Origin of the sequence: Streptomyces sp. f51, from assembly GCF_037940415.1 — a bacterium.
In the GTDB taxonomy this organism is placed as follows: domain Bacteria; phylum Actinomycetota; class Actinomycetes; order Streptomycetales; family Streptomycetaceae; genus Streptomyces.
Window position 1 is genome coordinate 639,291 of record NZ_CP149798.1, and the last position, 17,543, is coordinate 656,833.

Annotated in this window: 13 protein-coding genes and 1 pseudogene; 8 read left to right on the plus strand and 6 right to left on the minus strand. The window is 72.6% G+C overall.

The features are described 5' to 3' along the window. Window positions 1-104 precede the first annotated feature (104 nt). On the plus strand, window positions 105-1,025 hold the full coding sequence (locus WJM95_RS02840; RefSeq protein ID WP_339127858.1) for a hypothetical protein: 921 nt from the start codon (window positions 105-107) through the stop codon (window positions 1,023-1,025). A gap of 132 nt (window positions 1,026-1,157) precedes the next feature. On the opposite strand, the gene WJM95_RS02845 is transcribed toward WJM95_RS02840, so the two are convergent. Together WJM95_RS02845 and WJM95_RS02850 are read right to left on the minus strand one after the other, a co-directional pair. Next, entirely contained in the window at window positions 1,158-2,204 is a 1,047-nt protein-coding gene (locus tag WJM95_RS02845; RefSeq protein ID WP_339127859.1) for a lactonase family protein, read from the minus strand. A gap of 314 nt (window positions 2,205-2,518) precedes the next feature. Further along, window positions 2,519-4,018: an FUSC family protein gene (locus WJM95_RS02850; RefSeq protein WP_339127860.1), complete on the minus strand. Its 1,500-nt coding sequence runs from the start codon at window positions 4,016-4,018 to the stop codon at window positions 2,519-2,521. Between the two features lie 240 nt (window positions 4,019-4,258). Here WJM95_RS02850 and WJM95_RS02855 point away from each other — a divergent pair, with 240 nt between their 5' ends. The 3 genes from WJM95_RS02855 (at window position 4,259) to WJM95_RS02865 (ending at window position 6,388) form a co-directional block, all read left to right on the plus strand. After that, a complete protein-coding gene (locus tag WJM95_RS02855; protein WP_339127861.1) occupies window positions 4,259-4,735 on the plus strand; it encodes an Lrp/AsnC family transcriptional regulator in 477 nt (158 codons plus the stop codon). A gap of 69 nt (window positions 4,736-4,804) precedes the next feature. Next, entirely contained in the window at window positions 4,805-5,500 is a 696-nt protein-coding gene (locus tag WJM95_RS02860; RefSeq protein WP_339127862.1) for an HAD family phosphatase, read from the plus strand. Between the two features lie 309 nt (window positions 5,501-5,809). Then, a complete protein-coding gene (locus tag WJM95_RS02865) occupies window positions 5,810-6,388 on the plus strand; it encodes a TetR/AcrR family transcriptional regulator (protein ID WP_339135326.1) in 579 nt (192 codons plus the stop codon). 101 nt (window positions 6,389-6,489) lie between these two features. Here the strand turns inward: WJM95_RS02865 and WJM95_RS02870 are convergent, their stop codons facing one another. After that, a complete protein-coding gene (locus WJM95_RS02870; protein WP_339127863.1) occupies window positions 6,490-7,554 on the minus strand; it encodes an NAD(+)/NADH kinase in 1,065 nt (354 codons plus the stop codon). A 621-nt stretch (window positions 7,555-8,175) separates the two neighbouring features. Here WJM95_RS02870 and WJM95_RS02875 point away from each other — a divergent pair. The 3 genes from WJM95_RS02875 (at window position 8,176) to WJM95_RS02885 (ending at window position 12,573) form a co-directional block, all read left to right on the plus strand. Further along, window positions 8,176-8,856 (plus strand): class I SAM-dependent methyltransferase, encoded by a 681-nt coding sequence (locus WJM95_RS02875; protein WP_339127864.1) that lies wholly within the window; start codon window positions 8,176-8,178, stop codon window positions 8,854-8,856. 189 nt (window positions 8,857-9,045) lie between these two features. Then, window positions 9,046-10,683 carry an ATP-binding SpoIIE family protein phosphatase gene (locus WJM95_RS02880; protein WP_339135328.1) on the plus strand — a complete coding sequence of 546 codons (1,638 nt, stop codon included), beginning with the start codon at window positions 9,046-9,048 and terminating at the stop codon, window positions 10,681-10,683. 318 nt (window positions 10,684-11,001) lie between these two features. Further along, entirely contained in the window at window positions 11,002-12,573 is a 1,572-nt protein-coding gene (locus WJM95_RS02885; RefSeq protein ID WP_339127865.1) for a multicopper oxidase family protein, read from the plus strand. Between the two features lie 250 nt (window positions 12,574-12,823). Here WJM95_RS02885 and WJM95_RS02890 read toward each other — a convergent pair whose 3' ends face one another. Then, complete coding sequence (locus WJM95_RS02890) at window positions 12,824-13,246, minus strand: secondary thiamine-phosphate synthase enzyme YjbQ (RefSeq protein ID WP_339127866.1); 423 nt, start codon at window positions 13,244-13,246, stop codon at window positions 12,824-12,826. A 149-nt stretch (window positions 13,247-13,395) separates the two neighbouring features. Between WJM95_RS02890 and WJM95_RS02895 the strand changes: the two genes are divergently transcribed. After that, a complete protein-coding gene (locus WJM95_RS02895) occupies window positions 13,396-14,484 on the plus strand; it encodes an NAD(P)-binding domain-containing protein (protein WP_339127867.1) in 1,089 nt (362 codons plus the stop codon). A 264-nt stretch (window positions 14,485-14,748) separates the two neighbouring features. Here WJM95_RS02895 and mltG read toward each other — a convergent pair. After that, window positions 14,749-15,555: pseudogene (gene mltG / locus WJM95_RS02900) on the minus strand (endolytic transglycosylase MltG); the annotation flags it as partial. 44 nt (window positions 15,556-15,599) lie between these two features. Further along, window positions 15,600-17,399, minus strand: a complete 1,800-nt coding sequence (locus WJM95_RS02905) for an ABC transporter ATP-binding protein (protein WP_339127868.1) — start codon at window positions 17,397-17,399, stop codon at window positions 15,600-15,602. Between the last annotated feature and the right edge of the window lie 144 nt (window positions 17,400-17,543).

Here is a 17,543-nt window from a genome sequence, read left to right on the forward strand (position 1 = left end):
CGCTTCTGATCCGTGCGTAACTCATCAGACAAAAGCGGACGGATACCGCTCACCTGCACCCTCCCCGAACAGGGGAACCCTGGAAACCAGTAACATGCGGCGCCATGAGCTCCCCCACTGGGCCCGCGTCCGGCCTGCCAGTACGAATGCCGCGACCCCGCCAAGCCGGGCGGCACCGCCGTCCGGAACCCCTGGCGGCTCCTGAGGGCGCGCCCGCGCTCGTCCTCGCGGTGCCGGGCACCCCCAGCGCCGCCACGCGCAGCCTCGCCGAGGAGGTCGTGAGCATCGCCCGCTCCGAGCTCCCCGGCCTCGATGCCCGCATCGGTTACCTGGACGGGGACGACGAGTTCCCCACCTTGCAGTCCGTGCTGAGCCACGCCGCCGAGGAGCGCACCGCGCGTTTCGAGCAGGCCCGCGCCGCCGGTTCCGACGTCTCCGAGCCCGACGGCCCGGTCGGCATCGTTGTCCCGCTGCTCGCCGGCCCGGACAACGCCCTGCTGCGCCGGATCCGCCAGGCGGTCATGGAAAGCCGTGTCGCGGCCGAGCTGACCGACGTCCTCGGTCCGCACCCGCTGCTCGCCGAGGCGCTGCACGTACGCCTCTCCGAGGCCGGTCTGGCCCGCGCCGACCGCGCCCGGCTGTTCACCGTGGCGACCGCCGCGGACGGCATCGTGCTCGCCACCGTCGGCGGCGAGGACGCGGTGCAGGCGGCCGGGATCACCGGCATGCTGCTCGCCGCGCGTCTCGCCGTGCCGGTCATGGCGGCGGCCCTCGACGAGGAGGGTTCCATCGCGGCCATCGCCGAGCAGCTGCGCGGCTCCGGTTCGCAGCAGCTCGCGCTCGCGCCGTATCTGATCGGTCCCGAGCTCGACGCGGGTCTGCTCGACGCGGCCGCCAAGGAGGCCGGGTGCAGCGCCGCCGAGGCCCTCGGCCCGTACCCGGCGATCGGCAAGCTCGCGCTCTCCCAGTACACGTCGGCGCTGGGTATCGCGCCGCCGCAGAGCCAGGGAGCGCCGGCCTTCTAGTCGGCCGTCACACCCGCACCACCCGTACCACCCGCACACCGAAAGGGCCCGCTCCTGAGCCAGGAGGGGCCCTTTCCCATGGGCGCGTGGCCCACCCGGCGCACCCTCTGGGGGCATGCCGGGCCGGCCGGATCAGCCGAGGACCACGCAGGACGCGGCGGGCGCCTCGATCGAGCCCGCGCGGCGCGGAACGCCGGTGCCGGGATCGACGTCGAACCAGGTCACGTCGCCGGAGCGCTCGTTGGCCGCGTACAGGAAGCGCCCCGAGGCATCGAGGGCCAGCGCACGCGGCCAGACGCCGCCGCAGGGCACCTCGGCGACGAGCGTGAGCACCTCGCCCGACGCGTCGACGCCGAGCACGGAGACGGTGTCCCGGCCCCGGGTGGCGGTCCACACGAAGCGGCCGTCGGGCGAGACGGCTATGCCCGACGGGTACGGGTCACCGTCCGGGACGCCGGACAGGACCGGCGTCTCGCCGACGGGCCGGAGCGAGCCCTCCTCGCCGTCCCAGCGGCAGACGGTGACGGTCGGGGCGAGTTCGTTGAGGACGTAGGCGTGCCCGCCCCGCGGGTGGAAGGCGAGATGGCGCGGCCCGGAGCCGGGGCGCAGGGCGGTCTCGCGGCGCAGGGTGAGTGTTCCGCCGTCGAGGGCGCACACCCGGACGGAGTCCGTGCCGAGGTCGACGCTGACGGCCCAGCGGCCGCCGGGGTCGGGCTGCACCTGGTGGGCGTGCGGGCCCCGCTGCCGCTGCGTGTTCGGACCGGAACCGGTGTGGCGGAGCACGCTCGATGCGGCGGGCGCCAGGCTGCCGTCGGGACGGACGGGGACCGCGCTCACACTGCCCGAGCCGTAGTCGGCCGTCAGGACGTGTCCGCCGAGGACGCTGAGGTGCGTGGGGCCGCCGCCACCGGTCGGAGTCGGCGGACCGGTCAGTTCCGGCTTGTCGCCGTGCACGCGGAAGGCGGCCACCGCGCCCTCGTCGGTCTCGCTGACCGCGTACAGGACGTCACGCCCGGGCCCGAGGGCCAGATACGAGGGGTCGGGCACGTCGGCGACCACGCTCAGCACGGTCAGTGCGCCGCTGTCCGGATCCACGTCCGCCGTCAGGACGCCTAGGCCTCCCGCCGCCGTGAACGAGCCGATGAACGCCCGCTGTCGCCGCCCGTCGCCCTGCGCCACTTTCGGTCCCCTCTCGATGCCGCTTCGTCGGGGCGACGGTAGCAGTCACGGGCCTGCGGTCTAGACCAAAGCGAGGTGCCCCGCGCCGGTTCGGTGGAGGCCGTACGCCGGCCGCCACGGGCCGCGCGAGAGGGCGCCGGAACCGGGGTGGCGGCGGCGGCTCCGAGGCCGCCCAGCGGGCACCCACACCCCGTAGTGGATCTTCCTGACCGGTATCCGGTCACCGCACGAGAACGGCCCCCTGGGTGCGGGACCACGCACCCAGGGGGCCGGGGACCGTCCGCGCCGGGCGCGGACGGTGTTTCGCGGGGGCGTCAGACGCCGACGAGCCGGGAGTCGCGCACCGGTCCGCGCAGCGGTGTCGCCATGTCGACGAGCGCCCGCTCGAGGCCGTGCAGATGCGCGAGGGCCTGCTCGGCGCCGGGGTGGTGCCGGGGGACGCCCTGGTGGGCCGCGGGAGCGCCGCCCGGCACGGCCCCGACCAGCGACTCCATCGCCGACTCGACGCGCCGGCAGGCCGCCGCGAGACGGACGTCGTGCGAGGCGTCCGGGTCGGCCGCGACGGCGGCGAGACCCCGTACCTCGCGGGCGCAGTCGTCCAGCAGCGCCAGGATCGCGCGGGCCCGCTCCTTGCGCTGCCGCATCGGGTTGAGCGGATGCACCAGGGGTGCGAGAGCCATCCGTACCCGCCCGAGCAGCCCTTCCAGCTCCGCCGCGAGCGGGGCGGGGTCCGCCTGGGCGTCGCCCGCGAGCCGCCGGGCCGCCGCCGAGGTGCATCCGTGCACGGCGTGCAGGGCGCGCTCGATCCAGCGGTCGGTGACCGTGTGCGTGGTGATCGGCAGGACGAGCGCGACCGCGAGCGCGGCACCGAGCGCGCCGACACCGGTCTCGGCGAGCCGGAGGACCAGCAGCCCCGGGTGCAGGACGCCGAGCAGCCCGTAGAGCAGGCCCGCCATGACGGTGACGAAGAACATCATCCAGCTGTACGAGGGCGCGGCCGTGTAGAAGATCCCGAAGACGCTCACAGCGACCAGGACGGCGGTCGGCGCCGGTGCGCCGTGCAGCGGTACGGCGACGAGCAGCCCGGCCATGATCCCGACGAGCGTGCCGACCACCCGGCGGAACCCCCGGACCAGCGTCTCACCGCGCGAGGCCGTGTTGACGAAGATCCACCACGCGGTGCCGACGGCCCAGTACCAGCGGTCGTGCGAGATCAGCTGGCCCGCGGCGAGGGCGAAGCCGCAGGCCGCGGCCGCCTGGAAGGCCTGGCGGGTGGCGGGGCGCGCCAGTCCGCGCCCCTCCAGCGGCAGCGGCGCGGCGGGCAGGGGGCTGCGCCGCTCGATGCACCACGCGCCGAACCGCACGGCCGAGGACGCCGCCAGCGACAGGGCGACGGCGGTGTAGAGCTGCGGGAGCTGGGCGGGCACGGCGTGCAGGAACTGGGTGGTGAAGAACATCATGAACGCGAAGATGCCGAGCGCGTGCCCGCGCGGGCCGAAGCGGCGGGCGTACACCCCGGCGAAGACGACGGCGAGCCAGGTCGCATCCCGCAGCAGCGGCGCCCCGTGCAGGGTGGTCGCCGCCGCGAGGACCGGGAAACCCACCACGGGCAGCAGCGCGGTGGTACCGGCCTGGCCGCGCACGGTCGGGTCGCCGACGGTGAAGAGCGCGAGGAGCGCTGCGAGCCCGCCGGCGATCGAGGCGGGGAGCGAGAGTCCGGCCAGCCGGCACACCGTGACCGCCAGGCCGATGCCGACGACGGCCCGGAGAGAGACCCGCAACCGGAACAGTCCCGGATCCGGCGCCATGAACATCTTCTTCACCGTCGGCAGCCCGCCCCCACTTCGCGTTCAACACGGAATTCGGCATGCGCAGCGCACATGCGAAAGGCGCCGCGGGTCCGGTACGGCGTCCTTGCCGTCCGGCGCTGCGCAGCGCCATCGATACGGACAAGGTACGCGGCAGCTCCGAACTGGCTCAACTCGTACGGTTTCGACTGAGCCATTGGTACAGTCGAAGGCGATCGTCGTCAGCCACAAGGAGGCCAACGGACCATGCCCGTGGACGAGCTCGACACGCGCATCCTGCGGCTGCTGCTGGAGCAGCCGCGCACCAGCGTCCGCGAGTACGCCCGTGTCCTCGGTGTCGCCCGCGGCACGCTCCAGGCCAGGCTCGACCGGCTGGAGCGGGACGGAGTGATCACCGGGACGGCCCCGTCCCTGTCCCCCGCCGCCCTCGGCCATCCCGTGCTCGCCTTCGTGCACATCGAGGTCACCCAGGGCCATCTGGACGATGTGGGCGACGCGCTCGCCGCCGTACCGGAGATCATCGAGGCGTTCTCGATCACCGGCGGCGGCGATCTGATCACCCGGGTCGCGGCGCGCGACAACGCGCACCTGGAGGACGTGATCCAGGCTCTGATCAGCCTGCCGGGCGTGGTCCGCACCCGGACCGAGGTGGCACTGCGCGAACGCGTCCCGCACCGGCTGCTGCCGCTGGTCGAGTCGATCGGGCGGGCGGCGCGGCGCTGAGCGCGACGCGAGGGGCCGCCTCGCTCCACGCACCCCGCGGATGGATCATTCCTGGGCATCCTTGACCGTATGAGCAGCCTCGATGGCACTGCGGTCATCTTCGATCTCGACGGAACGCTCGTGGACAGCGAACCGAACTACTTCGAAGCCGGGCGCCGGGCCCTCGCCGCCCAGGGCGTCGGCGACTTCACCTGGGCCGACCACGAGACGTACGTCGGCATCAGCACCCAGGAGACGGTCGCGCTCTGGAAGGAGCGCTACGGACTGACGGCCCCGCTGGAGACCCTGCTCGCCGAGGTGAACCGCCGCTACCTGGAACTGGCCCGCGCCTCCACGCCGGTCTACCCGGAGATGCGGGCGTTCGTGCACCTGCTGGCCGCGGCCGGCGTTCCGATGGCGGTGGCCTCCGGTTCCTCGCGCGAGGCCATCGAGGTCATCCTGTCCGGGACCGGCCTGGCCTCCCGGCTCACGACCGTCGTGTCCGCCGACGAGGTGGCGCACGGCAAGCCCGCCCCCGACGTGTTCCTCGAAGCGGCACGCCGACTGGGGGCGGCCCCGGCGGACTGCGTGGTCCTGGAGGACGCCGCGCCGGGCGCCGTCGCCGCGCACGCGGCCGGCATGCGCTGCGTCGCCCTTCCCTACCTCCCCGATCAGGCCGACGATCCCGCCTTCGCGCGGGCCGATCTGCTCGTACGCGGCGGTCAGGCCGGGTTCAGCGCGCGGGCGGCGTACGCCTGGCTGGCGAACGAGGCCCCGCGTTCCTGAGCGGGCACGCGCCCGCGGGTCATTTCCGAAGACCACGGCCGGAACTCCGCCCGGTACGCCAGAATGCCCGTCGGCGAGCGGTTCCGGGCACCGCGCGGAACGGTTCGGCCGTCACGGAGCTGTCGCCCGAACCGCTGGGGCCCGAGCGGACCGCTGTACGAGGTCGCCCGGCCCGGAGAGTCCGGTCGCCGCGGGCGGTCCGGCCGCGCCGCCGGGAGGAGTCCCGCCTTCGTTCCGGAAGGAGTACGCGTGCACCCCGACAAGGACGCATCCGCGGGCTCGGGAGCGCCGGCACGTCCGGACGGGCCGCTGCGCTCGGACGCGCGACGCAATCGCGAGCGCATCCTGGCCGTGGCGCTCGCGGAGCTCACCCGCTCCGCCGACACGCCGCTGAGCGCGATAGCGAGGAAGGCGGGGGTCGGCCAGGGGACCTTTTACCGCAACTTCCACCATCGCGAGGCCCTCATCGTGGAGATCCACCGCCACGAGGTGCGGCAGGTGACCGACGCGGCGGCGCACCTGCTCGCCACCCGCCCGCCGCACCGGGCACTGCGGGAGTGGACGGACCGTCTCACCCGGTTCGCGATGGCCGAGGCGGGCCTGACCGCGGCGCTGCGCACGGCCGACGGCGGCTCCCGGGGCGTCCGGGCCAGGCTCGACCACGGGCCCGTGCGCGCGGCCGTCGCGCTCCTGCTGAGGACCAACGAGCAGGCGGGCACGATTCGCCCCGGGGTGACCCCCGACGACTTCCTGCTCGCCGTGGCCGGGCTCTGGCACCTCGACCCGCACGGGGACTGGCCGACGGACGCCCGCCGCCTGCTGGACCTGGTGACGGACGGTCTGCGCGTGGGCGCGCCTGGACCGGCCACGCCGTCGCGGGAGGACTGAGCCGCGTCCTTCGCCGCAGCGGCAGGACCGGCCCGGACGGCGGCCGGGGTCGGCGGCGGACCAGCCGCGGCCGTACTCCTGAGTCCGCGGGGTTCCCGCTCTCAGCGGGCCGCCGAAGGGGGCGGCAGGCGCAGTCCGGTGAGGTCCGGGGGTACGGGATTGTCGGGACGGAAGAACGGGGCGGCTTCGGCGTCGGACGCCGTGGCCGGAGCGTCCGTGAGGCGGAAGCGGTCGCGCAGCCGGCCGTAGAAGTCGGTGGGGCGCAGCCGGATGAGACGCACCCGGCGCGGAGCCCGGAAGACACCGATCCAGTCGCCGGGACCGATGACCCCGCGCAGCTGGCCGTCGATGCTGACGGCTGCCTGGCCCGAGTGCGGCAGCACCCGCAGGGCGACGGGCTCGTCCGGCGCGGCGACGACGCTGCGGTTGAAGGTCATGTGCGGGGCGATCGGGGTGAAGACGACGGCGTCCATGTGCGGTGAGAGCACGGGGCCGCCGGCGGCGAAGCTGTAGGCGGTCGATCCGGTGGGGGTGGCGACGGCGAAGGCGTCCGCCGAGTAGGAGGCCAGCCGGCGTCCGGCGAAGTAGACGCCGACGCCGACCTGGTGGTCCCGGGCCAGCTTCTCCAGGACGACATCGTTCAGGGCCATGACGTCCAGTGCCACGCCCCAGCCGTCGCCGTCCGTCGTCCCGACGCTGACCTGCGGCGGAGGAAGGGCGGGCCCGCGCCCGTAGCAGAGCACCGTCTCGATGTCCCCGGGGACCTCCAGCGCACGGGAGGCGCGCATGGTCAGCGTCATGCGTTCCTCGACGGTGGCCTTCCCCTCGTGGACCTCCTGAAGCGCGCGGGTGACGTCCGCGGCCGGCACCTCGGTCAGGAACCCGACCTTGCCGAGGTCCACACCCAGCACGGTCGCACCGCTCTTGACCGCGATCCGGGCGCCGCGCAGGAAGGTGCCGTCCCCGCCGAGCGTGACGACGAGGTCCGGATTGCCCGCCGCCTCGGCCTCCGCGCGTCCGCCGCGACGCCGCTGGTCCTTGGCCCAGACGTCGATGTCGGTGCACCGGATGCCTCGCTCCTCGCACCATCGGTGCACGGCGCGCGCGACATCGTTGGCCGCCGTCCTTCCCTGGTGGACGACCAGACCGACGCGGTGCACGGACACGGCAACCTCCACCCGTAAAAGGCCCGGGACACGACTCGATCCTTCCATGAATACGACATCTCGGTACGGAGGGGACGCACCGGGGACGGACTGGAGAGGGCCGAGGACGGGCCGAAGACGGGCTGGAGAGGGGCTGGAGGCGGGCCGCCCTCGCCACCTCAGGTCCGGAGGAGCCACCGGACCGCGGCGCGTCACCGCGCGGACACCGCCCTGGAAACCGGCTCCGGGATCCGAGGGGCGCGGGGTCACACCACGGCCTCAACTCCGTTGCAAACAAGCGCAGTTCACCATCCGCCCCACGCCGGAACCGAGTTGCCTCCACGCCCCGCTTCCGCCACCCCCGACACGCCGGACGGATTCCAGCCGTGTCGGCACCACCGGGGCAGGGCAACTCGCTTCCGCTCAAGCCGAGTTCGGGCGGCGTCAGCAGCCGGGCAGTCCGGACGGGAGCCGTTCCGTCGGCCGAACAATTTCGGACACTTGGGCATCCTGCCGAACACTGAACGACTATCGTCTCGAATTGACGTCTCCTGAGCGACCGACACGGCTCGGAGATCCCGTCACGTCCGCTTTCATCCGCATTGCGGACTGGTTCGACCACCCCCATGAAAGGTTCCTTTCGTGATCAACAGCAATCACGGGGCCGATTACGAGAGCGTCCTGCTCGACCGCAAAGGCCAGGCCGAAGCCTTCGACGCCATCGGCGACCGCTACGACGAGGCCTTTCCGCACAAGGAGGGCCAGGTCACCGCGGGCGACTGGCTGATCGGGTCGCTGAGCCCGGGAGCGCGGGTCCTGGATCTCGGCTGCGGCACGGGGGTGCCGACCGCACGCCAGATGGCGGACGCCGGGTTCGAGGTCGTGGGGGTCGACCTCTCCGCCCGCATGGTGGAGCTCGCGAGCGCCTACGTGCCCGACGCGACCTTCCATCAACTGGACCTCGCCGACCTGCGCCCGGGCGGTCCGCGCGACCTCGGCCGCTTCGACGCCGTCGCCGCCTTCTTCTCGCTGCTGATGCTGCCGCGCGCGGAGATCCCCTTCGCCCTGCGGACCATCCGTCATCTGCTCGCGCCCGGCGGCCTGTTCGTCCTCTCGATGGTCGAGGCCGACGTGGACGACTTCGCGATCCCGTTCCTCGGGAACACCATCCGGGTCTCCGGATATCTGCGGGAGGACCTGCACAAGGTCATCGAGGAGACCGGTTTCGAGATCGTCAAGGAGACCTCGTACACCTACGCCCCGGCGGTGAGCGACGTACCGCCCGAGGAGCAGGTGTTCCTGTGCTGCCGGCGGTGTGACTGAGGAGGCGGAGTCCGAGCCGCGGACCGCGCACCCACCGACGGGACAGAACGCGTGACCGAGCACCCCACCCACGAGGGCAGCGCCCCGCCACAGGGCCTTCTCCCGTCTGCCGTCGTGGCGGACGGGCGTGTGCCGCAGACCGACCGCCTCCGCTATCTCGATGTGGCGACGCGGCGGATCGCCCGCGGAATGGATCTGGACGGGACACTCCGGGAACTGCGCCGGGCGGCCGTGCCGGCGTTCGCGGACGCGGTCTTCATCCACCTGGACGATCCGCTGCCGGTCGGCGCGGAGCGGTCGGCCGCGCCCCTCGTGCTCCGGCTCCACAGCTCCGAACGGGCGTTGCCGGCACCGGAACTCGCAGACGCCGTCCCGAACGCCGGCGCGGCCCCGCCGCCGCTCCCGCTCCCCGAGGTCGCCGAGCGTGTGGAGCCCGCGGGCGGCGGGCGGCTCGCGGAGCTGCTGCGGGACGGGCGTCCGGCGTTCGGTGACGCGCCGGGCAACGCGCCGGCCGTCGCCGAACTGCTCGCGGCCGGGACCGGCGCACCGGGCACGCCGCCGGGCCATCGCCTGATCATCGCGCCGCTGCACGGCAGCCATCACGTCATGGGCACGGTCCTGCTGCTCCGGAGCACGGACCGGCCCGCCTTCGCCGGCGACGACCTGCTCGTCGCGTCCCAGCTCGCCACGCACACCGCCCTCGGGGTCCAGAAGGCGGTGATGTACGGCCACGAGGCCGCCGTGGCGGACACCCTCCAGCACACGATGCTGCCGTCGTCGCTGCCCGAACCCACCGGCGTGCGGCTGGCCAGCCGCTATCTGCCCGCCTCGAAGACCGCGCAGGTAGGCGGCGACTGGTACGACGCGATCCCCCTCCCCGGCAACCGCGTGGCACTGATCGTCGGCGACGTCATGGGCCACTCGATGACCTCGGCCGCGATCATGGGCCAGCTGCGCACCATCGTGCAGACCCTCGCCGGTCTCGACCTGCCGCCCAACGAGGTCCTGCACCATCTCGACGAGCAGGCCCAGCGGCTGGGCAGCGACCACATCGCGACCTGTCTCTACGCGATCTACGACCCGATCGCGCACCGCCTGCTGATGGCGAACGCGGGGCACCCGCCCGCCGTCCTGCTGTACGAGGACGGGCGGGCCGAGGTGCTGGGGGTCCCGCCCGGAGCCCCGATCGGCGTCGGCGGTGTCGTCTTCGAGTCGGTGGAGATGGCCGCGCCCACCGGGGCGACCCTGGTGCTGTACACCGACGGGCTCGTCGAGTCCCGCGAAACGGACATCGGGAGCGGCGTCGAAGCCCTGCGGACACGCCTCGAAGGCACCGCCCGTGGACTCACCTCGCTGGAGGTGCTGTGCGACGACGTCCTCGGCATCCTCGGCCCGGGGGCCCGGGACGACGACATCGCCCTGCTCACCGCCCGGTTCGAGGGATTCCCGCCGGACAGCGTCGGCTACTGGTTCCTGGCCCCGCACCCGATGACCGCGGGCCAGGCGCGCAGGCTGACCCGCAGGGCCCTGCGCCGCTGGGGTCTCGACTCCCTGATCGACCCGACCGAACTCATGGTCAGCGAGATCGTGACGAACGCCGTGCGGTTCGCCTCGCGGCCCCTCTCGCTGCGGCTGCTGCGCACCGACGTGCTCCGCTGCGAGGTGACCGACGACTCCCCCCAGGTCCCGAGGATGCGGCAGCCCGGCCCCGGGGACGAGAGCGGTCGCGGTCTGTGTCTGGTCAATCAACTCGCCCTGCGCTGGGGCGCGACACGCGTGAGCAGCGGCAAGGTCGTGTGGTTCGAGCAGAAGATCCCGCCGAAGTAGGGGCCGCGGGGTCCGCATTCGACTGATTCCCGATCGACGCCTCCGGGGCTCGTATACCCGTGAAGGGTATGGTGGCGGTCCTAGCTCGCAGGAAGTGCGGACGCCCTGATGACGGTACGAGAGTTGCCCCGGGCCCGGTTCGAGGGCGCCGCCCGCCGGGCCCACGGTCTGCCCGTCGCGCCGTGCCCCGCGTCCGCCACACCTCTTTCCGCAGCGCACATAGGCAGCGTCCCCACGGCTTTCCGCGTCCTCTGACGCCGTCCCGCCGTGTGTGGACCGTCCCGAACCGCGTGTCGCGCATCGAGAAGAGGACTCTTCGTGAACAGCATCAACCGTCGCACCGTCCTCGCCGGACTGGGAGCGGCAGGTACCGCAGGACTGCTCGCCGCCTGCGGCAAGGACACCCCCGCCCCTCCCGCGCTCCTCAGCCCCAACGGTTCCCAGGTCAACCGGGTGGAGCGGAAGCGCAGTTCCACGGGAAGGGTCCGGAGCCTCAACGTGACCGCTGCGCCGGCCACCCTCGACCTGGGGGGCGGAGTCCGCGCCAAGTCCTGGGCCTTCAACGGGCAGATCCCCGGCAAGGAGGTCCGCATCTCCGCCGGCGACACGCTCGCCGCCGAACTGTCCAACCAGCTGCCCGGCTCGACCACGACCTCCATCCACTGGCACGGCATCTCGCTGCGCAGCGACATGGACGGCGTACCGCCGGTCACCCAGAGCCCGGTACGGGCCGGTTCCCAGTTCACGTACCGCTTCGTCGCCGACAAACCCGGCACGTACTTCTTCCACCCGCACGTGGGCATCCAGGTCGACCGCGGCATGTACACACCGCTGATCATCGAGGACCCCAAGGAGCCGCTGTCGTACGACGACGAGTGGGTCGTCGTCCTCGACGACTGGCTCGACGGCGTGACCGGCACGCCCGACGACGTCCTCGCCGAACTCACCCACCACATGTCCAGCATGGACATGAAGAGCACGGGACCGGCGTCCTCGCGGCGGGCGTCGGCACCCGCGTCCCCGTCCGCCTCCTCCGGTGACCGGGCGTCGTCCCGGTTCCGGATGAGCGGCGCCGCCAGCCCTTTGCTGGGCCGTGAGGCCGGGGACGTGAACTACCCGTACCACCTGGTCAACGGGCGGGTGGCGACCGATCCGGACGTGTACTCGGGCAAGCCCGGAAAGCGTGTCCGCCTGAGGATCATCAACGCGGGGGCCGACACCGCGTACCGCGTGGTCCTCGGCGGCCACAAACTGACCATCACCCACACGGACGGCTTCCCGGTCGAGCACGAGGAGGTCGACGCCGTCCTGGTCGCCATGGGCGAGCGGTACGACGTACTGGTCACCCTCGACGACGGCGTCTTCCCGCTCGTGGCGCTCGCCGAGGGCAAGGACGTCTCCGGCATGGCCCTCGTGCGGACCGGGTCGGGAGCCCTGCCGGATCCGGCGGTGCGGCCGGGTGAACTGGACGGGCGGACGGTGAGCGCCGACCAGCTGCGCGCGAGCGACGCCGTACGACTGGAGGCGAAGGATCCCGATCAGGTCGTCCGCGTCAAGCTGACGGGCAGCATGGGCCAGTACGACTGGGCCATCAACGGCAGGCGGTTCGACATGGCCGACCCGACCTCGAACCCGCTGCTCGTCCAGGAGGGCCAGCGGGTCCAGTTCGACTTCCTCAACGCCACGAACATGTGGCACCCGATGCATCTGCACGGCCACACGTACCAGCTCGGCGACTCCGGTCCGCGCAAGGACACGACCATCGTGCTGCCCCGCTCGAAGGTGTCCGTCGTCTTCGACGCCGACAACCCCGGGCAGTGGATGCTGCATTGCCACAACGCTTACCACAGCGAGGCCGGGATGATGGCGCTGGTCGCCTACGGAGCCTGACCCGGCCGGAATACGGAGCCTGACCCGGTCGGAATCGGGACCCGGGGTCCGGGCGGGTCGCGAGGCCCGCGGGTCCCGCGGCGGGACGGGGCCCGTGGCGCGGCGGGTCATGCGGCGGAGCTACGGGCCCGTGGCGCGGCGGGTCATGCGGCGGAGCTACGGGCCCGTGGCGCGGCGGGTCATGCGGCGGAGCTACGGGGCCGTGGCGCGGCGGGTCATGCGGCGGGGGACGCGGCCGTGGCGCGGCGGGTCAGCCGAGGAAACTCAGGCGGACCTGGCGGTTCGGGTTGTCCCGGTTCGTGTCCACGAGGCACACCGACTGCCAGGTACCGAGCTCCAGGCTCCCGTCCACCACCGGCAGGGTCGCGTGCGGCGGGACGATGGCCGGCAGGACGTGGTCGCGGCCGTGCCCGGGGCTGCCGTGACGGTGCTGCCAGCGGTCGTCCGCGGGAAGCAGCGAGTGCAGCGCGGTCAGCAGGTCGTCGTCGCTGCCGGCGCCGGTCTCGATGATGGCGATCCCGGCGGTGGCGTGGGGCACGAAGACGTTCAGGAGGCCGTCGCGGCCCGCCGCGACCTCGCGGAGGAAGGCCTCGCAGTCGCGCGTGAGGTCGACGACGGTCTCCGAGGAACCGGAGGAGATGTTCAGGACCCGCGTGGTGAAGGCATCGGACATGCCCCAATCCTCTCCCATGCGCCGGTTCCCGGCCTGTGGCGACGGCCCCCGGCGCCGAGCGGCGGGTCGCCCGCGCGCGGGTGCGTCGGGTGGCTCACAGTGGACGGCCCGACGGGAAGATCCGGGGACCCCGTCCGGTTCACAGAGGCGTGAACGACACCGGGGTGAGTGTGCGCGAGGTCGATGTGGTCGTCGTGGGAGCCGGGCAGGCCGGACTGGCGGCCGCCTACCACCTGCGGCGCACGGGTTTCGAGCCCGAGCGGGACTTCGTGGTGCTGGACCACGCGCCGCGTCCGGGCGGAGCCTGGCAGTTCCGCTGGCCCTCACTGACGTACGGCAAGGTCCACGGGATGCACTCCCTGCCCGGGATGGACCTCAAGGGCGCCGACCCGGACCGCCCGTCCTCCGAGGTCGTCGCCGAGTACTTCGAGACGTACGAGCGGACGTTCGGCCTGCGGGTGCGCAGGCCCGTCGACGTCCGGGCGGTCCGGGAGGGGACCGGCGGGCGGCTGCTCGTGGAGACCGGCTCCGGCAGCTGGTCGACGCGGGCGCTGATCAACGCGACGGGCACCTGGGACCGCCCCTTCTGGCCCCGCTATCCGGGCCAGGAGACGTTCCGCGGGCGGCAGTTGCACACGGCGCAGTACCCGGGGCCCGAGTGGTTCGCCGGGCGGCGTGTGATCGTCGTGGGCGGCGGCGCCTCCGGCACCCAGCATCTGATGGAGATCTCCGCCCACGCCGCCGGGACCACCTGGGTCACCCGGCGTCCCCCGGTCTTCCGCGAGGGGCCCTTCACCGAGGAGTTCGGGCGGGCCGCCGTCGCCCTCGTCGAGGAGCGGGTCCGGCAGGGGCTGCCGCCGCGGAGTGTCGTCTCGGTGACCGGGCTGCCGCTGAACGACGCGATCCGGCGGGCGCTGGCCGACGGGGTGCTGGACCGGCGGCCGATGTTCGACCGTGTCACCCCGGACGGCGTGGAGTGGGCGGACGGGACGCGCGTGGACGCGGACGTGATCCTGTGGGCGACCGGCTTCCGGGCCGCGATCGACCATCTGGCGCCGCTGCGGCTGCGCGAGCGGGGCGGAGGCATCCGCGTCGAGGGGACGCGCGTGGTCGCGGATCCGCGGATCCATCTGGTCGGCTACGGGCCCTCGGCGAGCACGATCGGCGCCAACAGGGCCGGCCGGGCGGCCGTACGGGACATCAGGCGGTTGCTGGCGAACGAACGGGTCGCCGTGTGACGCCCCGCGCGCCGTTCAGCTCGTCGGGATGGTCGTGGGAGTCGCTTCCGTCGCTTCGGGTGTGACGGCGGCCGAGGCCACGGGCGGGGCCGTGGGCGACGCGACGGGAGCGGCCGTGCTGGGCGCGGCCGTGCTGGGAGCCGCGGATGGGACCGCGGGAGTGGCCCGCCGGGGAACCGCGGGAGTGGCCGCCCGGGAAGGCGTCGAAGAGGCCGTCGGAGCGACCGTGGTCGAAGCCGCGGGGGACGCGTCCTTGTGGTGGAGCCTGTTGAACTCGGCCACGTTGCGCTGGTGTTCCGCGTAGCTGGCCGTGAAGCGGGTGTCGCCCCGCTTGACCGTGACGAAGTACAGCCAGTCACCCGCGGGCGGGTTGACGGCGACACGCATCGCCGCCTCGCCGGGGTTGGCGATCGGGGTGGGCGGCAGGCCCATGCGCCGATAGGAGTTGTAGGGGTTGTCGAGCCTGGTGTCCGCCTCGCTGGTGTTCAGCGTCGAGCGGTTCAGCGCGTAGTTGAGGGTCGAGTCCATCTGGAGCGGCATACCGCGCTCCAGACGGTTGTAAATGACCCGGGCCACCTTGCCCATGTCCGCCTCGGTCGCGGCCTCCGCCTGCACGATGCTCGCCACGGTGACCGCCTGATAGACGTTCATCGCGTTGCGCTGCGCGCCCGCCGCGATCGGAGCCCCGTTGAACTTCTTCTCGGCGGTGTCGACCATGAACCTGAGCAAGGACTCCGGAGTCGCCTTCGCGCCGATCGGATACGTCGCCGGGAAGAGATAGCCCTCGGGGTTGCCCCCGGCGTCGTTCGGGAGCTTGAGGTGGGCTTTCGCCAGGGACTTCCTGGTGGTGCCCGAGGGAATTCTGAGGGCCTTGTCGACGGCCGCGTAGACCTGTCCGGAACGCCAGCCCTCCGGGACGACGAGCGAGGTCGGGCGCCCGTCGTCGTCCCCCGCGCTCAGCAGCGGCACCGCCACGGCGGTGGCCGCCACGACGGCGCCGGTCGCGATGAGGGCGACTCGGCCCCGGCGCGTCAGTCGGATCGTGCTCCGTGGCGGAGTGTTCGTCTGCATAACGGGCACGGTAACGCGCTATTGCCCGCAAACCCGGCATATCGTCATCTTGTCGGCTCCAGTTGGGCGTCCCGGTGGACGAGTGCGGCATAGCGTCCCTCCCCCGCCAGCAACTCCTCGTGCGTGCCGCGCTCGACGGCACGGCCCGAGTCGAGGACGACGATCTGATCGGCGCCTCGGATCGTGGACAGCCGGTGCGCGATGGTGAGCGTGGTGCGGTTGGCCGACAGGGCGTCGATGGCCTCCTGGACGGCGTGCTCGGTCCGGGTGTCCAGGGCGCTGGTCGCCTCGTCGAGGATGAGCACGGGCGGGTCGCGCAGGATGGTGCGGGCGATGGCGAGGCGCTGCTTCTCACCGCCGGAGAACCGGTGCCCGCGTTCGCCGACGACCGTGTCGTACCCGTCGGGCAGCGAGGCTATGTGGTCGTGGATCTGGGCCGCCCGCGCCGCCGCGTGCAGTTCCTCGTCGGTGGCGTCGGGCTTGGCGAAGCGAAGGTTGTCGGCGACCGAGGCGTGGAAGAGGTACGTCTCCTGGGAGACCACGCCGACCGCGCGCGCGATGGTGTCGAAGTCGAGGTCCCGGACGTCGACCCCGTCGAGGGTCACCCGGCCGCCGGTGACGTCGTACAGCCGGGGCACCAGATAACTGAGCGTCGACTTGCCCGAGCCGGTGGGACCGACGACGGCGAGGCTGCCGCCGGCCGGGACCGTGATGTCGATGCCTTCGAGGATCGGGGCACCCTTGTCGTCGTAGCGGAACTCGACGTCCTCGAAGCGGATCTCGCCCTTGACCTGGTCCAGGTGGACGGGGTTCTCGGGCTCGGTGATGTCGATGGGCAGGTCGAGATACTCGAAGATGCGCTGGAACAGCGCGAGTGAGGTCTGGATCTGCACACCGGTGGACAGCAGGCTGACCGTCGGCCGGAACAGGCCCTGCTGGAGCGAGACGAACGCGACGAGCGTGCCGATCGATATGGAGGGGCCGCCCAGTTGGAGGGCCACGCCCGCGGCCCAGTAGATGACGGCGGGCATGCCGGCCATGACGATGCCGATGACCGACATGCGCCAGCGTCCGGCCATGTTCGACCTCACCTCGAGGTCGACCAGGCCCTCGGACTCCTCGGCGAAGGACTTCGTCAGCGAGTCGGCCCGGCCCATCGTGCGCCCGAGCAGGATGCCGCTCACGGAGAGCGACTCGGTGACGGTGGCGGCCATCGCCGCCATCTGCTTCTGGCGCTGGGTGGTGATCCTCTTGCGTTCGTTGCCGACGCGGCGGCTGATCCACACGAAGACCGGCAGCAGGAGCAGGGAGACGACGGTCAGGCGCCAGTCGAGGGCCACCATCGCGACGATCGTGGCGACGACACTGGTGAGGTTGGAGACCAGCGAGGTGGCGGTCGAGGTGACGGTCGCCTGCATCCCGCCGATGTCGTTGGCGATGCGGGACTGGACCTCGCCCGTGCGCGTCCTGGTGAAGAACGCGAGCGACATGCGCTGGAGACGGCCGTAGACGGCGGTGCGCAGATCGTGCATCACGCGCTGGCCGACGGTGGTGGAGATCAGGGTCTGGAGGACGCCGAAGACACCGCTCAGGACGGCGCTCGCGATCATGCCGAGCGCGAGCAGGGTCAGCAGGCCCGTGCGCCCCTGCGGGATCGCGGTGTCCAGGATCGCCTTCAGCAGGAAGGGGGTGGCCACGCCCACGAGGGACGCGGCGCCCACCAGCAGGCCGACGATCGCGAGACGGCCGCGGTAGGGCCGGAAGAGGCGGAGAATGCGCCGCACCTGCCGTGGTTGGTCCTTGTCGGCGGGTGGCGGGTTCCAGGTGGGCTGTTCGGGACGCAATGGACTCCTAGGAAACTGGGATGACAGGACATCGATGACGGCACCGCCGACGAAGGGGCATCGACGGCGGGGGCATCAATGAGGATCCGACGGCTGACGGATCCCGGTTCATTGTTACCTATACTCACAATGAACGGCATCCTG